General features: G+C 52.3%; 18 protein-coding genes. 8 read left to right on the top strand and 10 right to left on the bottom strand.

Going from position 1 to position 15,883, the window contains the following annotated elements:
• Positions 1–76: 76 nt before the first annotated feature.
• Together E3E29_RS03220 and E3E29_RS03215 are read left to right on the top strand one after the other, a co-directional pair.
• Positions 77–808 (top strand): TIGR02253 family HAD-type hydrolase, encoded by a 732-nt coding sequence (locus E3E29_RS03220; protein WP_167909448.1) that lies wholly within the window; start codon positions 77–79, stop codon positions 806–808.
• Positions 798–1,346: an ASCH domain-containing protein gene (locus E3E29_RS03215; RefSeq protein WP_167909858.1), complete on the top strand. Its 549-nt coding sequence runs from the start codon at positions 798–800 to the stop codon at positions 1,344–1,346. Before E3E29_RS03220 ends, E3E29_RS03215 begins: the two co-directional genes overlap by 11 nt.
• Before the next feature lie 21 nt (positions 1,347–1,367).
• Here E3E29_RS03215 and E3E29_RS03210 read toward each other — a convergent pair whose 3' ends face one another.
• The 4 genes from E3E29_RS03210 to E3E29_RS03195 form a co-directional block, all read right to left on the bottom strand.
• A complete protein-coding gene (locus E3E29_RS03210; protein WP_167909447.1) occupies positions 1,368–2,075 on the bottom strand; it encodes a polysaccharide deacetylase family protein in 708 nt (235 codons plus the stop codon).
• Positions 2,053–3,276 (bottom strand): glycosyltransferase family 4 protein, encoded by a 1,224-nt coding sequence (locus E3E29_RS03205; protein WP_167909446.1) that lies wholly within the window; start codon positions 3,274–3,276, stop codon positions 2,053–2,055. The genes E3E29_RS03210 and E3E29_RS03205 overlap by 23 nt, the downstream gene beginning before the upstream one ends.
• Positions 3,252–4,121: a lysylphosphatidylglycerol synthase transmembrane domain-containing protein gene (locus tag E3E29_RS03200; RefSeq protein ID WP_167909857.1), complete on the bottom strand. Its 870-nt coding sequence runs from the start codon at positions 4,119–4,121 to the stop codon at positions 3,252–3,254. Before E3E29_RS03200 ends, E3E29_RS03205 begins: the two co-directional genes overlap by 25 nt.
• Before the next feature lie 85 nt (positions 4,122–4,206).
• Positions 4,207–4,746: a PepSY domain-containing protein gene (locus tag E3E29_RS03195; RefSeq protein ID WP_206205753.1), complete on the bottom strand. Its 540-nt coding sequence runs from the start codon at positions 4,744–4,746 to the stop codon at positions 4,207–4,209.
• 207 nt (positions 4,747–4,953) lie between these two features.
• Here E3E29_RS03195 and E3E29_RS03190 point away from each other — a divergent pair, with 207 nt between their 5' ends.
• The 4 genes from E3E29_RS03190 to E3E29_RS03175 all read left to right on the top strand — a co-directional run bounded on the left by E3E29_RS03190 (position 4,954) and on the right by E3E29_RS03175 (position 6,870).
• Complete coding sequence (locus E3E29_RS03190; RefSeq protein ID WP_167909445.1) at positions 4,954–5,487, top strand: winged helix-turn-helix transcriptional regulator; 534 nt, start codon at positions 4,954–4,956, stop codon at positions 5,485–5,487.
• A gap of 1 nt (position 5,488) precedes the next feature.
• Positions 5,489–5,773: a hypothetical protein gene (locus tag E3E29_RS03185; RefSeq protein WP_167909444.1), complete on the top strand. Its 285-nt coding sequence runs from the start codon at positions 5,489–5,491 to the stop codon at positions 5,771–5,773.
• Positions 5,774–5,903: 130 nt separating this feature from the next.
• Complete coding sequence (locus E3E29_RS03180; protein WP_342764674.1) at positions 5,904–6,425, top strand: phosphatase PAP2 family protein; 522 nt, start codon at positions 5,904–5,906, stop codon at positions 6,423–6,425.
• Positions 6,409–6,870 (top strand): COG2426 family protein, encoded by a 462-nt coding sequence (locus E3E29_RS03175; RefSeq protein ID WP_167909442.1) that lies wholly within the window; start codon positions 6,409–6,411, stop codon positions 6,868–6,870. The genes E3E29_RS03180 and E3E29_RS03175 overlap by 17 nt, the downstream gene beginning before the upstream one ends.
• A gap of 33 nt (positions 6,871–6,903) precedes the next feature.
• On the opposite strand, the gene E3E29_RS03170 is transcribed toward E3E29_RS03175, so the two are convergent.
• A complete protein-coding gene (locus tag E3E29_RS03170) occupies positions 6,904–7,500 on the bottom strand; it encodes a YiiX/YebB-like N1pC/P60 family cysteine hydrolase (protein ID WP_167909441.1) in 597 nt (198 codons plus the stop codon).
• Positions 7,501–7,680: 180 nt separating this feature from the next.
• Here E3E29_RS03170 and E3E29_RS03165 point away from each other — a divergent pair, with 180 nt between their 5' ends.
• Complete coding sequence (locus E3E29_RS03165) at positions 7,681–9,624, top strand: molybdopterin-dependent oxidoreductase (RefSeq protein WP_167909440.1); 1,944 nt, start codon at positions 7,681–7,683, stop codon at positions 9,622–9,624.
• Here E3E29_RS03165 and E3E29_RS03160 read toward each other — a convergent pair.
• From E3E29_RS03160 to E3E29_RS03145, 4 genes are all read right to left on the bottom strand, one after another.
• The gene (locus tag E3E29_RS03160; RefSeq protein ID WP_206205752.1) at positions 9,594–10,673 is read right to left on the bottom strand and encodes a DUF835 domain-containing protein; all 1,080 of its coding nucleotides are present in this window, start codon (positions 10,671–10,673) and stop codon (positions 9,594–9,596) included. The two genes, E3E29_RS03165 and E3E29_RS03160, sit on opposite strands and share 31 nt — an antisense overlap.
• A 120-nt stretch (positions 10,674–10,793) precedes the next feature.
• Positions 10,794–12,116, bottom strand: a complete 1,323-nt coding sequence (locus E3E29_RS03155) for a TldD/PmbA family protein (protein ID WP_167909854.1) — start codon at positions 12,114–12,116, stop codon at positions 10,794–10,796.
• Between the two features lie 10 nt (positions 12,117–12,126).
• Entirely contained in the window at positions 12,127–13,548 is a 1,422-nt protein-coding gene (locus E3E29_RS03150) for a TldD/PmbA family protein (RefSeq protein ID WP_167909439.1), read from the bottom strand.
• 97 nt (positions 13,549–13,645) lie between these two features.
• Positions 13,646–13,936, bottom strand: coding sequence for a MazG nucleotide pyrophosphohydrolase domain-containing protein (locus E3E29_RS03145; RefSeq protein WP_167909853.1), 291 nt, complete (start codon positions 13,934–13,936; stop codon positions 13,646–13,648).
• A gap of 98 nt (positions 13,937–14,034) precedes the next feature.
• On the opposite strand from E3E29_RS03145, the gene E3E29_RS03140 reads away from it, so the two are divergent.
• Positions 14,035–14,550, top strand: a complete 516-nt coding sequence (locus E3E29_RS03140) for a cob(I)yrinic acid a,c-diamide adenosyltransferase (RefSeq protein ID WP_167909852.1) — start codon at positions 14,035–14,037, stop codon at positions 14,548–14,550.
• Here the strand turns inward: E3E29_RS03140 and E3E29_RS03135 are convergent.
• Entirely contained in the window at positions 14,543–15,805 is a 1,263-nt protein-coding gene (locus tag E3E29_RS03135; RefSeq protein WP_167909438.1) for an MFS transporter, read from the bottom strand. The two genes, E3E29_RS03140 and E3E29_RS03135, sit on opposite strands and share 8 nt — an antisense overlap.
• Positions 15,806–15,883 lie beyond the last annotated feature (78 nt).

The following is a 15,883-nucleotide window of genomic DNA, read 5'->3' as shown; positions in this document are numbered from 1 at the left end:
AGCCCCGGTTTTATAAACCTTGCCCACACCATCATTATTAAATACCATCCCGCCCAATAGGGAACGGTGGGGGATGATGATAAAGGTTGTCTTCTTCGACCTGGATGACACGCTCATCGACACGAGCAAGCTCGCCGAGATAGCCCGTAGAAACGCCATAGAGAACATGATACGGGCTGGAATGCCAACGGATTTTGGCATAGCGTATCACGAGCTCCTTGAGCTCATCAACGAGTACGGGAGCAACTTTAACCGGCACTTTGACTACCTCTTAAGGCGTTTAGACCTTCCCTACAACCCCAAGTGGGTGGCCGCGGGGGTAATCGGCTACCACAACACGAAGATCACCCATCTCAAGACGGTGAAGGGAGTTAGAAAGACCCTGCTGGCCCTCAAACAGATTGGCCTGATGCTGGGGATAATAACCGACGGCAACCCCGTGAAGCAGTGGGAGAAAATCCTGAGGACCGAGATAGAGGACTACTTCGACGACGTCCTAATCTCCGACTTCGTGGGGGTGAAAAAGCCCCATCTGAAGATATTCCAGAAGGCCCTGAAGAACTTCGGGGTCAGACCCCACGAGGCCCTTATGGTCGGAGACAGATTATATTCTGACATCTACGGCGCTAAAAACGCTGGTATGGTAACCGTGTGGTTTAAATATGGAAAATATGCAAACAGGGAGCTGGATTACCTTGATTACGCCGACTTTCAGGTAAGGGCCCTTGAGGATGTTGTGGACATCGTGCGGGGGTTGAATAGTGAGGAGAGTGAAGAGCGTTCAGATAAGGAAGTTCATGCTGATTGACTCGGCCTACAAGTCGAGAATTCTCCGCGGGGACAAGGTGACAACGATACGCTACGGGGACTACGAGGTTAAACCGGGGAGCGAGGTCTATCTCGTCATAAGGCCGAGCGATACCGCGGTGGCGAAGGTCAGGATAACCAAGGTTGAGAAGAAGAAAATCATGGAGCTCACAAACGAGGACGCCAAGGCAGACGGCTTCTCAGATGTCAAAGAACTCCTTCAGGAACTCTCAAAAATCTACGGAGAGCTCCACGGCGACGATGAGGTTACCATCATAGGCTTCGAGGTCGTCAAGCGCTTCGACGATGGAATCCCCCTCAAGTGGCTGAAGGGCCTGAACTACCGCGAGCCGGGTGAGATAGCGCGCCTTTATCTCGAAAACCAGGAAAAGCTGAACCTCAACCGCGAGACCGACTTTATTATGCGCAGGATTTACAACGAGGGGCTTGGGAAGGCCGTCAGGACTTTCGGGCCGAAGAAGGTGCAGAACGCGCTTCTAAAAGTGTATCATGGGCTCTACGCGGAGGGGCTGATATAAATGACATGCCCCTCGCAGGGATTATCCCCTCTTAAAAATTTCTGGGTAGCTCCTCATTTGGACGAACTCTGCGTTCTCCCTTTTGTAGTGATCTATAAGCTCTTCAAGCAACTTAAGGGCTTTCTCTCCTGTGTTGAAGCGGCAGTCAAAGCGCACTTTTTTCATCGGGACGAACTCCCAGGGGTGGGCGAAGTATATCCTTGGCTCCTGTAGACGGGAATGTATCACGCGCTGGATGCCCCATGGAAGTCGCAGGACTGAGGAGGTTACCGAGGCGGGCACCTCAAGGACACCGTTCACATAATTCACGCCCTCCCTGTATCCTTTGTAGCGGGCCGTGGAAGAATCGACGAGGATTCTATTCTCATTTAGCACGCCATAGAGCCATGATGGCAACTGGAGGTTGGGGGCTCTGAACGATACAACCTCTCCGAATTCCCTCAATACCTGAAGGGACTTCTCTATGACCCTCTCAGCCTCACTCTTTGATAGTCTGTCCAGACGTTCATGATTGTAAGTATGACACCCCAGCTCATGGCCGTCATCAACCACACGCTTCACTAGATGGGGGTATTCCTTTGCCATCTGCGCTGTAAAAAAGAAGGTTCCCCTAACCCCCTTTTCCTCGAGCAGGTTCAAAATCTTCGGGAGGCCCTCTTCCATTCCCTTGGTAGTGTTGAGATATGGTGGACAGTCCTGCTCAACATCAAAAGTTAAAGATACCAGCACTTGCCATCCCCCTCTTGAGTGCCTGATGGAATTTGTAAAGGACGAATAGATTCTTATCCGCCTGATTCATTGTTCTCTCATAAACTTCCAGCACCCGGGGAACCACAGCCTCCCAGCTGAAGCGGTCTTCCACTCCCTTCCTTGCGTTTTTCCCCATTTCTTCCCGCATATTTTCGTCGTCAATCAGTGCCACCAGATTCTGTATCAGCCCTTGGTCATTTTGGGAAAGCAAGCCCGTCCTTCCGTGCTCCACGATCTCACCTATTCCACCGTGGTTGTTGGCAACGACCGGAACGCCGCAGGCCAGCGCCTCAAGCACGGCTATTCCGAATGCCTCATAAACCGTGGGGGAGAGGTATACGTCGCTTGCCCCCAGGTACTCCTTTATTTTCTCCCTCGGCTGTCTCCCGAGGAGTTTCACGATGTCCCCAACGTTGTATTCCCTGATGAGTCGTTCAATATTGCTCCTCTCTGGTCCATCCCCTATTATCAAAAACGTCACGTTTTCTCCGTATTCCTCCTTTATCCTCTTTGCAACCTTCGGAATCACGTGAATCCTCTTTCTCTTTGTAAGGCGGGAGGTTGTAGTTACCACCATCCCTTTTAGGCCAAGAGCTTCCTTCCATCCCTCCTTATCCTCCTGTGGCTTCCAGAAATCCGTGTCTATCCCGTTGGGAATGACGTAAATCTCCCTGTTCTTAAGGTTCCTGCCGAGGATTGAGAGCATATCGCTTTTAACGGCTTCACTGACTGCTATGAACGAAGTGACCTTGTGGAGGGAGAGGCGCAGGAGCGCAATGTATGCAGGGTTTAAGATTGAGTTCCCAAGAAGTGAGTGGTTGGTTATAACACTCGGAACCCCTCGTATCCCGGCTGAGAGATTGGCAACACCGACGGCCATAGGAGAATATATGCTGTGTCCGTGGGTTATGTCAAAGCCTTCCTTTTTGTACAGCTCGTTTATTCGCTTTAATGCACCCGTTCCAATGCTCACGTGGAAGCTGTTCATCGTTATCCTGCCCTTAAAACGGTGAACCTGATAAGGGAGCTTCTCATCGGGATGGTCCCCGAACCTTGTTATTACGTGGACTTCGTGACCCATCTCAACCAGGTGGGTGGCGAGATCATGAATGTGATACTCTATGCCCCCCACGCTTGGGAAGAACCAGTCTGAGGCTAACGCGATCTTAAGGCTCTCCACACCTCGACACCCCCTGAAGTTATCAAAGTCATGAACCCAACTATAGTGCTGGACACGTACGAGATGAACCTCTCAATCAACGTCACCGAGAGGGCCAGTGTTGAGGGAATTCCGAAGTAGGTAAGGGTCCCAAGAAGTCCTCCCTCAACTATTCCAATTCCCCCCGGTGTGAATGCTATCAGACCGAAGAGCAGATTGGCCAGTGAAACTATTGCAAGGAACGCAAGTGGTGGGTTCCAGCCGAAGGCCATTGCTATGAGCTTCAGCCTGGTAACGTCCAAAAGCCACACAGCCGAACTCAGACCAACCGTGAGCAGGCTTATAGCAGGTTTCTTTTTGAGCTCAAGCATCCTGATCAGGTCCTCCTGCCTTAGGCTGACCCTAAAGATCTTGACCGAGAGCATCACCACTCTGTCCCATTTAAGCCACAGCAGTACCGCAGCGATCGCTCCAAGCACTACAAATGCCACGACATGCGTTGCAAAGTAGGAGATCCCCAGGAGGGTGAGTATAAGCACCGGTATTACCTCTGAGATTCTTTCATAGACTATGCTCGCGGTTGAGAGGGCCACGGGCACCTTGTGCTTCTTTGAAACCCACGTGATCCTTAGAATTTCACCGCCACCGCGACTCATGGGTGTTACGTTGTTAACGAAAATTGAGGAGAGAGTGATCTTCAACAGCTCCATTAGGGGGATGTCCTTCCCCATTCCACTGAGCACTATCCTCCATCTAAGAGCATAGATGAACACGCTTATGTAGTATGTGGCCACCGCTATCCCAATGAGCTCCAGGGCCCTGCCGTCGAGTGACCTAATAACGGAGATATAACTGGCTATGTCCATAATACCCACAACTCCCCTATCGCTCTCATCCCTAAAAAATATATGGTACGCTTTTCAAAATGTAAAATAAGAATATGGAGCACTCTCAGTTCTCACCTCCCTGTTGCACTTCCTCGTTTATGGTGTCGTTGTCCACTGAACCACGGGATTCGCCCTTCTCAAGCTCTTTCCCGGGTTCTTTCTCTTCGTTGCCTCCAGTGCTTTCCTTCTCCCTCTCGGCACCCTTGTCAATGTGAAGCACCTTTCCGTTTCCGGCGTCAACCTTTACGTCATTGATACCGCTCGAAGTCTTAACTTCCACGGAGTACACGAGGTATCCGTTCTCGTCCTCAAGGCTCACCTTGACCACGGTTCCGTTCACCTTTGTAAGTGCTGCGCTCTTTGCCTGCTCTGGGGTTATCTTTGCAAGCTTCTGGAGGGCCTTTGCCTCCTGATCTTCACTCAGGTTGGAATTCTGGGCAATTTTTATGCTCCCAGTATAGCTCGGTGTTTGGACGTTCTTGCCGCTGGTATTCGCTGATCCGATTGACGTCGCCATTGCAAATGCCCCGATGCTCAGTGTCACTATCAGTGCCGCCATGAGGGCGGCCACTTTCAGTCCGATGTTGAACCTTCCTATCTTCACGGCTTATCACCCCCTTCAGGTTCTTCAGTATACTATGTGTATGAGCCATTATATATCCTTTCTGGCTCAGTTCTCGAAGTATTAGTCCAATTTTTGAAATATGGGTCCTCTGCTTTGGACATGGTCGGAATAAAACTCCGAGAACATTTCTAAAACTGAACCACAAAACATTAATTAAGAACCCAAACATACACATCCGAGGTAACGATGGGCAGTGATGAGCTCAATGAACGCACGAAGCTTATCCTCAATTTCATCAGAGAGAATCCCGGCCTTAGCTTCAATGAGATATCCCGCCAGTTGGGTCTTGCTAAAGGGGACCTCCAGTACCACATTCAAAAGCTCAAAAAGCTGGGCTTGATAACCTCGAAGAGGAGTGGATTGAGGAAGCATTACTTCCCGAAGGGCATCTTCAATGAGAGGGAAAAAGATGTCCTCTCCCTGCTTTCCAGCGAGAACGTGAGGGGAATGATTATGTACATAATAGCAAACCCGGGGGCAACTCAAAAAGAGCTCTGTAGTGAGCTGGGGCTCTCCCCACCCACGGTAAATTACTACATTGCCAAACTTGATGAGCTGGGTCTCGTTCGAAGCATTAAGGATGGGAAGTTCGTGAAATATTACTTTAAGGGGGACGTTGAGCTCTTCATCAAAATGATCCAGAACTATCATCCGAGCCTGTTTGAGAGATGGGCCGACAGGATAGTGGACATATTTATGGACTTCGAGGAGGGTGTTTAAAATGCTGGATATTGACCAGCTTTTAAGCCTGGGCATTGTCATCTTTTCGCTCCTTCTTACGGGGGCATCGGTGATTGCATACCAGCGGACGAGGCTTAGAAAGTTCCTAATAGTATCCCTCGCATTTCTGCTCTATGCGTTGAAGGAGTTCGCGGAGCACATAGACATAGTGTTTCCCAATCTGGAGACGAACACGGTTGAGCTCATCACAAACTCACTGGAGTTTCTGATAATAGCGCTGTTCTTCGTCGCGGTTGCCATCAGGGAGGGAAGGAAGGATGAGTAATCACGCCCACAAACTGGAGTTTTGGAGCCTAACTGCAGTCCTACTGATATTGCTTGGTATGGAGTGGGGGGGTCTGTTCAACGGGCTCAACTCTTGGGTGAACTCGACACTTCCCCACGGTGGTTTTTTGGTGAACCTACTCACCGATACGGCGAGCCTTACCGCCTCCCTCCTCTACATACTGTTCTTCTTCGCCTGGGACTTCAAAAAGAGGGGGCGGATGAGCCGCTTCACCCTTGACCTCTCCCTGGGCTTCGTCCTCTCGATGGTGCTTGTGGCCATCTTAAAGGTCTCCTTCGCCACCCCAAGGCCCGGTGAGGTCTCCGTTTCATGGACTCTCTTGGAAAGGGTTAAGAACCTCGACTACTTCTCCTTCCCCTCGGGCCATACAGCGAAGGCATCAATCTTCGCCTATTTCCTCAGCAGACGCTGGAAAAAACTCTGGCCCCTCTGGGGGGGATGGGCAGTTTCGATAGCCCTCTCGAGGCTCCTCCTTCACGTTCACTGGTTTGGTGACGTCCTCTTCAGCCTCCTCCTTGGCTCATGGGTTGGAATGTTGGTAGTACTGACCGAGGATTGGTGGCTCCCATACTACCGTGCCATTGTGAACGCGCTTAAACTGGGGGTGTTCGACGTTGAATGGTCTCCTTGAGGTATTCCTGCTCTCGCTCGTCCCAACCTTTGAGGGCCGCTATGCCATAGTCTACGGAATTGGCAGAGGTTATCCCCTTTTGGGAACAATCTTGGCCGCTTCAATTGGCGTTATAACGCTCTCGCTCGTCCTTCCCCCGGTCCTGCCCTACATTGACGGGGTTATGCTCTGGCTCAAAAAGACGCCCCTTAAGAAGGTAGCGCGTCTCTACATATACTACGTTGAGCGCGTCAGAAAGAAGGCCCATCCCTACGTAGAGAAGTGGGGGTTCTGGGGTCTCCTCATATTTGTTGCCGTTCCACTCCCGGGGACTGGTATATGGACCGGCGCCCTGGCGGCGTACCTCCTGGGAATCGAGGCAAGAAGATCCATTCCCGCCCTGATACTCGGTGGCCTTTTGAGCATGGCGATAACCGTTGGCCCCGCACTCGGCCTCTTTGGGTGAGGAGGCCTAGATAAAAGAAAGAAGAGGAGGCCTTCAGGCCGAGTCGTAGTATATCACGTAGGTGTCACTATCGTCGTAAATCTCCTGCGGGGCGACACCATCGAGATATTTAAGAGTCCATCCTGGGTTGGCATCTATGTCAACGGTACCGCCGCTGGCCGCCATATAAGCCGCCCAGACGAGCTCTGAGCAGTAGTAGGAGTTGCCGTAGACGTGTTTGGTGTACCAGTGCCAGTCGTAGGGTTTTCCAAGCTGCTGGAGGGCGAAGTTGACGGCAGCCTGCCGTATGCTATCCGTCGTCCTAACGCGAAGTACTGCGACGGTGTCGTACCTCTTGAGGAAGTCCGAGAGGTAAACGAGCCTTACCTCACTCGGATCGTCCCAGGCCTCAACGACAACCCAGTCTCCAGCGTTGTAATCGTAGTATGCTATCATTCCAGTGTGCGTCCAGTAGCCGGGGATTATGATGCTGCTGAGGGGGTTGTGACCGATAACGATGTCCCCCGGCTTGAGACCGTAGGGGTACGGGTGGTAGTAGCTGCTTCCCCCGAGGCTTCCGATGGCGCCCACCGGGTGCAGAAAGGTGGCCACTACAAAGAAAGCCATCAAGATTCCGATTGGCTTCTTCATTTTATCACCTCCTGGACAATCGCCCAAGGTGGGCATTTTTGCCTAATAAATGTTTTCATTTCGCATCGTTAATCATGGGTGCACTTAAATGATACCCACAAAACCCTGTGTTATCTGGAGAAAATTCGAGCGACGTTGCCTGAGCAAAAAATATTTGAACTAATATGTTCATTCCCGACTATGCCCAAGTTCAGCGTTTGCATGCGGGACTGCTACGATACTTGCTCGATGATAAGCGAGCTTAAGGACGGGAAGCTGGTCACTAGGGGGAACCCAGAGCATCCAATAACTGCCGGCTTTCTCTGCCCCAAGGGAGCGCTCCTCCCAAAGTGGTTCCACTCGCCCGAGCGGCTAAAAGTCCCTTTGATACTCACAGGAGAGCGGGGAAGCGGTGAATTCAGAGGGGCAAGCTGGGAGGAAGCGATAAGGCTCGTGGCGGGCAAGCTTAGGGAAACCATAGAAAATCACGGGAGCGAGAGTGTTCTGGTCTACCAGTATGCGGGCGATAGGGGAATTGTCAACTACGCCTTTCCCATGAGGCTCTTTCACTACCTCAACACAGCTATGCTCGACCACGGGATATGCGACAGGGCCGGGCAGGAGGCGCTGAAAGACATTTATGGAACCGCGGTAGGCCTCGATCCGGAAAAGCTCAAAAACAAAAAGCTGATCGTCTACTGGGGCGTCAACCCCTTCTGGACCAACCTTCATGGTTTCATGCTAGCAAAGCGCTACGGCCTTGAGATGTGGACCGTTGATGCCGTGAGAACCGAAACTGCAAAGCGCTCCCACCGCTTCTTCCAGGTAAGGCCTGAAACCGACGTTCTTTTCGCTTTAGGTGTTGCGAAGCTTATCATCGACAACGAGCTCTACGACCGGGACTTCGTGAGGGAAAACGTTCACGGTTTTAAAGAATTCAAGAATTATGTAAAAACACTATCGCTTAATTATGTTGTTAGAGAGACAGGGCTTTCGAAGGAGGAGGTCAAGGACTTCGCCTTTGGCTTTGCCGAGAAGAGGGGAGTAATCCACATCGGCTACGGCTTCCAGCGCTCCCTTTCCGGTGGGGAAGCGGTTATGGCGATAGCTATCCTCCCAGCACTCATTGGCCACCGCTTCGGCTTCATTTACGACATGAAGACGATAGACAAGTCCTATGCGGAGGGGGCCTTCCTACGGACGAAGCCCGCCAGGAGGATTCCCCAGATGAAGCTTGCAGAGTACATTGAGAAGGGGGAGATAAAGTTCCTCTACATCTACAATTCCAATCCGCTGGCGAGCCTGCCGAACCAGAACCGGCTCAGGAAGACCCTAGAAGAGGGCGACGTTTTCGTCGTCACCCATGACATCTTCCTCACGGATACGGCGCTCTACTCCGACGTTGTTTTGCCGGCGAACACTTTCTTCGAGAGGCTCGACATAGCCGACAGCTACTACCACCGCTACGTGGCCTTAAATGAGCCCGTTGCGAAGCTTTACGGAAAGAGCAATAGTGAGGTCACGAGGCTACTCGCAAAGGCTCTGGACATTAAGAACCCCCATCTCTATGAGAGCGATGAGGAAGTAATAAAGAAAATCCTCGAACTCAACGGCCTGAGCTGGGAGGAGCTGAAAAGAAAGGGCTTCGTAAAGGTACCCGAAAAACCGAGGAAATACGAGACGCCGAGCGGGAAGATAGAGTTCTACTCCCAGCGGGCAGTTGAGCGCGGTCTGTCCCCTTTCCCCGAGTACAGAAAGCGTGAGTGGAGATACCCGCTGAGGCTCCTGACGCCTACCTATCGTATGACGATAACGAGCCAGTACCACAACACTTACGGGGTAATTGATCCTCACGTCTACATGAACCCCGCAGACGCTGAGGAGAGGGAGATAAGGGACGGTGACAAAGTAGAAGTATTCAACGAGAACGGAAGAATAAAAACTACCGTGAAGTTCACCGAGGACGTTCCGAAGGGGGTGGTTCTCCTTTACAAGGCGTTCTGGGTCAGGCTCCTTGGCTGGAACGCGAACTTTCTCACTACGGACGAGATAGTTGAGGGCTACGGAGACGGATCTGCCTACCACTCAACGTGGGTTGACGTTAGGAAACTAAATCAAAACTTAAATTCTTCAAACTCCCTCTGAATTATCCTCAGTTGCTTCTTCGAGAGTGCCCTTGGCTCAAGCAGCACCACGAGAGTTCCCCCACCTGATATGACGGAGTCCTTAAGGGACAACAGGAACTTCAAGGCACTCTCGAAGCCATTTTCCAGCACCAGATATTCAAAACCATCGAGCACCACGAGGGAATGGCCTTTCTCTAGGTATCTCCTAATGCGGTCGATGAGGATCCCTATGTCAGTAGGGGAAACTGCCACGACATTTTCGTCCAGCATGCCCGATGCTACCATAGTTGACCAGAACACGGGGAACTTTGGCTTGAACTCCTGAACAGACTTCCGTGTAATAAAAACCCCGTTCCCGCTGGACTGCATCTTCCACAGGAGTCTTTCGAATATCTTCCCGTTAGTGGTATAGAAAGCGCCGGTCGGAAATTCCATTATTGGCATCTCTGGCAGTGTCACTCTCATGAACGCATAGTTTAGCATCCCTATGAGCATCATTCCCCTGAAAAGGGCTCCCATACCGTATAGGCATCTCGCCAGGGGAGTGTCAACGGTTAGGGGGTAAGTGATGTTGATACCGCCCAGCAGAAATATCCCTATAGGGAAGAGGGCGGCCACTTTCTTTGAATCAATATCTTTCCTGAGCAGAATGTATCCCGTAAACATAAGGCTAATCCCTAGGAATGGCACGGGAACTGCGGAGATGACTTTGGAGGATTCGCTGAGCAAAGTCGCCATAAGAACGTACAGTGACCCGAGGGTGGTACTTGTTAAGAGTGCAAACTGGCTCCAGAGCTCTTTAATCCGATCAAGGACAAGCAGGGATGCGGTTATTAAAAGAACTCCTTCGATTATGGCAAGGATGCTCATCAATGGCGCCAGAGCAGTTGTCTTTGGTTTTAGCCCAATGTCGGCAAGAACCGCCCTCTTGGATAGTGCCGCAAGGACATCTACCCATATTGCAAGGCTGAGGAGGAACATGAAGTCTTCCCTTCGCTTCCACCATCGATACGTGGCAAGTCCCCATACAAGAAGTCTCACGATCAAATTCAATATCTCCAGCACCATTCTCCCTGCTGTATCTATCTCAGAGCATGTCAAATTGGACCGCACGTTATAAATATTGTAAGGTGTCAACGCTCCCCAAAGAACAAGAAACAAAGGGAGAAAAAACTAACTTAAAAGCATTCACTTCGTTGCCCTCGTTATGCCGACGTCTTTAACGAGCACGTAGGGCGTCGAGACCGGAGTGTTGACTTCCCACCAGTGGATGTGGTGGAGCTCCTTTCCGAGGGCTACGATGTTTTCAAGAATTCTCTGGAGGTTGTCACTTACACGGATGTTCCTTATCGGCTTCAGCTCGCCGTTTTCAACGAGGAAGATGCCATCCCTCGGTATCGTCGAGAAGTCTCCCGCAACGTAGTTCTGGAAGCGGGTGTACCACACGTTGGTGATGTAGATTCCCCTCTTCACCTCGCTGAATAGCTCCTCCTTTGAGTAGTCTCCAGGCTCGAGGACGAGGTTCCAGGCGTGGGGCATAACCAAACCGGCATTGGCGGTTGTTTCGACCTTGTACTTCCTCGCCATGCTTGTGTTCAGGAGGAACGTCTTGAAGGTTCCGTTCTTGATTATGGTCGTCTCCTTAGTCGGGACGCCCTCGTCATCGAACTTTCTCGTGCCGTAGCCGTTGGGCATGTTGCCGACGTCCTTGATAGTCACTATCTCGTTCGCAACCTTCTGGCCAAGCTTGTTAATGAGGAAGCTGAATCCGGCCTCCGCCGCATAGGCTGATGTCATAAAGCTCATGTAGCTCAACAGGTTGGCGAAGGCAAGGGGGTCGAAGACCACATCGAACTTTCCTTCCGGTCCTTGCTCAGGGTTCCGGGCGAGCCTGGCTATCTCTCCAGCTTTTCTTCCAGCCGATTCGGGATCAAATTTCTTGAGAACCCTGACGGAGTTCGTTCCGTGACCGCTCTCAAGATCTCCGATGAAGGCCCTAACGCTTATCTCTATTCCAGCCCCCTCGTCGAAAGCCTCAACGCCGTTGCTAGTGGTGAGGTATATCTTGTCGTGGTCGGTGTAGAGAACCCCGGCCACTCTCTTAGACCCTTCCTCAAGGGCCGTGTTGATGGCTCTCTCGACGTACTCGTTAGGCTCATCGAGCTCAACTATCGCCTTATCAAAGGTTTCAGGAATCTCTTTATACTCAAACGGCCCCTCCGCTATTCCGTTGTAATCCTCCTTCGGGGCCATGCCCTTCATGTTCGAGAGGAGCGTCTTGAGGGTTCTTTCTATGTTTTCCTCACTCAGGTCTGTTATGCTCGTACTCGCTATTCTCTTCTCCTTTTCGACGAAGAGCTCGACCTTCCTCTCGTGCCAGTTTTTAGCAACGGTTATCTCGTTGTTCGCGAATCTAACCTGCCTCCTGTTGCCCTCGTGGCTGAGAACGACCACGTCACCGAAGCCGAGTTCCTTAGCCTTTTTCAGAATGAGTTCGTTAACGTCGAACATCTTCACCACCTCACGGCCTCCTCAGCGGTATGTCCCTAAGTCTTGCGTGCGCTCCGCCCATCCAGACCGGAACGCCCTGACCGGGCTCGCCTTTGCCACAGGTTCCTGGATAGAAGGCAATCTCCTTTCCTACGGCGTCAACGCTGCTCCACAGTGCCCTCGTCGTTATCTCAAGGATCGGCCTCCTTACCGGGTGCTTTATCTCGCCGTCCTCGATGAGGTAAGCCTCCCTGCCGATGTACCTCTGCTGGTAACGCCTGTCGTCGATGTTCCATTCGTTGAAGCTCACCATGTAAACGCCGAGCTTCACGTCCTCAATCAGCTCCTCGAAGGAGTGATCTCCCGGGGCGAGGTAGGTGTTGGCCATCCTCACGATAGGCTCGCGGTTGTAGTTGATGGCGCGGGCTGCGGCGTTCGACTTCTGCCCAAGCTTGTAGGCGTATTCACGGTTCGTGAGGAACTCGGTGATGATTCCGTCCCTAATAAGGTACCTTGGACGGGCTTTAACGCCCTCGTCGTCGTAGAGGTAGAACCCCCAGCTGTTTGGAATGGTCGGGTCTTCGATGACTGTAACTGCATCACTCCCAATCCTCTCACCGAGCATGTTCGGCTTAACGAAGCTCTCGCCCGCCTGGGCCGCCTCCCTTCCGAAAATCCTGTCGGATTCGTAGGGGTGGCCAACGCTCTCGTGAACCGCTATGCCGGCCACTTCGGGGCTTATTACGAGGTCGACCTTTCCCTCCGGTGGCTTCTTGCCTTCGGTGATTAGCCTCTTTAAAGCTTGCACGTCCTTGACGGCCCACTTCCAGGGTTCATCCTTTTCGATCAGCTCCAGCCCACCGGAGAATGCCCGCTCCACGAAGGGCGCCTGCTCCATCTGACCGTTCTCGAGGACAACGAGATTGTAAACGGTAGAAACGCGCGGGATAACGCTCTCAACCAGAGCACCCTCGCTGTTCCTGAAGATTTTGTGCCACATCTGGTCGGAGTACATCAAATAGCGCATCGGGACGTTGACGCCGGTTGCTTTTATCTCCTCCTCGATTTTCCTGAGGAGATTCATTTTCTCCTCGGGGGAGACGTCGCGGAAGTTCTTCCTCATCCTGACCTCGTAGTAAACCTCGTGGAAGTCCTCCTCGGAAAAGCGTATCGGCTCGTTCCTCACCTTTGATGCTGCCTTAGCCAATTTGACTGCTTTCTTGACGGCCTCTGCAACGCTATCCCTGGTGAGGACGTTGGTTGAGGCAAAGCCCATCCCCCCGTCCACTAGGACGCGGACTCCAATGCCCCTATCCGCCAGAACTTCCAGCCCCTCGGGGTTTCCGTTCTTCATGCTCAGAGAAGTGCCGTTCTTCTCCTCAAAGCGCGCCTCCCCGTAATCCGCCCCCAGTTCGAGGGCCTTTTCCACGGCGAACTCTACAAGTTCATGCATGCACATCACCTCAGTTTACTGCATATAAGAGTGCTCTTTGAAGTATAAAAATCTTTTCGTTTAGATGATGGTCGAAAAGAGGGTCAAAAAATAAAGCTCATTTCTCCTCGCATTCACATGGTTTCTTGCCGCAGTACGGGCAAACTCCGGGGTATTTCTTTCTGGCGGCCTTCTCAAGGTCTATCTCAAGGAGGTTTGCCAAACTTGCGAGCCATGCTAGGACGTCTGCGAACTCCTCCTCCATCGACTCCCTGTCGCGCTTCCTTATCGCCTCACTGAGTTCCCCTACTTCCTCGACGAACCAGAGGAAGGTCTTCTCGACACCGCGCTTCGAATCCTTGTGAAAGTAGATGCCCCGTATCATGTCCTGGAACTCCCTGATCTCCATCTTTTCCACCTATTAGGCGATAGGGATTGGAGGGTATAAAAATCCACCTCACCCAAAAGGCAATAAAGGATTCCGCCCCACTGAAGATGGTGGTCAAAATGTCCATTACCACAAAAACTGGGGATAAGGGTTTGACCGGGCTCTTCACCGGCGACCGTGTCGCGAAGTTCTCGCCGGTTATGGAGGCGAACGGGACGATAGACGAGCTGGACAGCTTTATCGGCGAGGCGAAGCACTACGTTCCAGAGGAGATGACCGAAATCCTTGAGAAAATCCAGGTTCAGCTCTACGACCTTATGGCCGAGCTCGCCAGCAAGGGAAAGTACTCGAAAATCGGAGATAACGAAGTTAAGTGGATAGAGGAGCTCATCAATAAGTACGAGGAAGAGTTCCAGATGAAGGCCTTCGTTCTGCCCGGCTCCACCATAGCCAGCGCGAAGCTCGATGTATGCAGAACCGTTGCGAGAAGGGCGGAGAGGAAGGTTGCAAAGCTCGTCCTTGACTACGGCTTTGGGCAGAACGCCCTCGTCTACCTCAACAGGCTCAGTGACCTGCTATTCATAATGGCGAGGGTAATAGAAAAGAGGGAGGGCAAGGTGAAGGAGGTCAAGTAATCTCCGCGTTTCCGTTCTTTTCTCCTTCTCTGCCGGCCTCCACGTCCGCCAGCAGGACATCCCTGTGTCTCGCCCAGTAGTACGCTACAACCGCCCCCATGCCTATCCAGAGGCCGAGCGAAACGAGCCAGCCGGGGTATCTGTCGAGGAGGGGCCCAACCCCGAGGAGTCCTATGGGGCCCGCGGCGTGCATGAGCACGACCATCGCGGACATAACCCGACCGCGCACCTCCGTTGGGATAGCCCTCTGGATCTTCGAGTTGAGGGGGACGTTCAGGAATGCCTCAACAGCACCCCAGAGCACGTTAACCCCCGCCAAAAGCAGGAAAGCGCCGTCAGTCGAGAGATCTGAGAATGGGCTTATCATCCAGGTGAATACGAGGATCATAACCCCATCGAAGAGGAGGGCGTGAAAGAGGTATCCCCCCGCTTTCTTCCCGAACTTGACCGCGATTACGCCGTTCCCTATCAGCGCCCCGACCATAAAGGCGCTTTCCTGAAGGCCGAACTGATAGCTTGAGAACTTCAGTATCTCCCTCATGGCATAGGGCATCAGAACGGCCCCGAAGGGCTCAGCAAAGGCTATCATGAATATCGCGAAGGACATGAGGGTCCAGAGGTAGCGGTTCGAGCGGAGGAAGGAGAAGCCCTCTTTAAGATCCACAACAACCTGGGAGAAGCCCGCTATCCCCTTTGCCTTCCACTCGTACCGTATGAGAATCTCAAAGAGACCCGAGCCGAAGAAGCTGGCCGCGTTAATCAGGATTGCCAGCTTTATCCCCCCAACCGCGTAGATGAAGCCGCCGAGGGCCGGTCCGACGAGCCTCGCCAGGATGTTCATCGAGGCCGTTATCGAGTTCGCCCTCTCAAGCTCGTCCGGCTCCACCAAATCGGGGAACATGGCACTCGTCGCGGTTCCGAAGAAGGCCCCAAGCGTCGCCATTACCACCTGGACAACTATGAGCTGCCCGATTCCCAGGAGGTTGAACGCGATAACACCGAAGAGAAGAACTCCCCTTATTAAATCGAATCCCACCATCAGGTGCTTCCTGTTGTAGCGGTCGCCCACAACCCCAGCGAAGGGCATGACTATCAAAGCTGGAATCATTTCGGCGAGGATGAAGGCGGTCATCATTCCGCCACTATGCGTCTGGTCAAGAACGTAGAGTGGCAACGCGACGTCCTGAACCGCCCATCCCACTTGCGAAACGAACCTCCCTATGGCAAAGAGCCAGAAGTTCCTGTTGAGGCTCATGGCTTCTCCTCCCTCACTTCGACTTATCCAGCACCCCTTGCCAGCTCACTCTCCTTCTACCTTCCGCACAGAGGTGAG

The sequence above is a fragment of the Thermococcus sp. Bubb.Bath genome (assembly GCF_012027595.1).
In the GTDB taxonomy this organism is placed as follows: Archaea; Methanobacteriota_B; Thermococci; order Thermococcales; family Thermococcaceae; genus Thermococcus.
Note: the sequence above shows the minus strand (reverse complement) of the source record. Positions and strands in the feature narration are given on the sequence as shown.

Excerpts from the sequence above, each read along its gene's own strand:
- E3E29_RS03145 (WP_167909853.1), bottom strand. The coding sequence starts at position 13,936 with ATGGAGATCAGGGAGTTCCAGGACATGATACGGGGCATCTACTTTCAC.
- E3E29_RS03135 (WP_167909438.1), bottom strand. The coding sequence starts at position 15,805 with ATGAGCCTCAACAGGAACTTCTGGCTCTTTGCCATAGGGAGGTTCGTT.
- E3E29_RS03140 (WP_167909852.1), top strand. The coding sequence starts at position 14,035 with ATGTCCATTACCACAAAAACTGGGGATAAGGGTTTGACCGGGCTCTTC.
- E3E29_RS03165 (WP_167909440.1), top strand. The coding sequence starts at position 7,681 with ATGCCCAAGTTCAGCGTTTGCATGCGGGACTGCTACGATACTTGCTCG.
- E3E29_RS03215 (WP_167909858.1), top strand. The coding sequence starts at position 798 with ATGCTGATTGACTCGGCCTACAAGTCGAGAATTCTCCGCGGGGACAAG.
- E3E29_RS03170 (WP_167909441.1), bottom strand. The coding sequence starts at position 7,500 with ATGAAGAAGCCAATCGGAATCTTGATGGCTTTCTTTGTAGTGGCCACC.
- E3E29_RS03150 (WP_167909439.1), bottom strand. The coding sequence starts at position 13,548 with ATGCATGAACTTGTAGAGTTCGCCGTGGAAAAGGCCCTCGAACTGGGG.
- E3E29_RS03160 (WP_206205752.1), bottom strand. The coding sequence starts at position 10,673 with ATGGTGCTGGAGATATTGAATTTGATCGTGAGACTTCTTGTATGGGGA.
- E3E29_RS03220 (WP_167909448.1), top strand. The coding sequence starts at position 77 with ATGATAAAGGTTGTCTTCTTCGACCTGGATGACACGCTCATCGACACG.
- E3E29_RS03185 (WP_167909444.1), top strand. The coding sequence starts at position 5,489 with ATGCTGGATATTGACCAGCTTTTAAGCCTGGGCATTGTCATCTTTTCG.
- E3E29_RS03200 (WP_167909857.1), bottom strand. The coding sequence starts at position 4,121 with ATGGACATAGCCAGTTATATCTCCGTTATTAGGTCACTCGACGGCAGG.
- E3E29_RS03155 (WP_167909854.1), bottom strand. The coding sequence starts at position 12,116 with ATGTTCGACGTTAACGAACTCATTCTGAAAAAGGCTAAGGAACTCGGC.
- E3E29_RS03190 (WP_167909445.1), top strand. The coding sequence starts at position 4,954 with ATGGGCAGTGATGAGCTCAATGAACGCACGAAGCTTATCCTCAATTTC.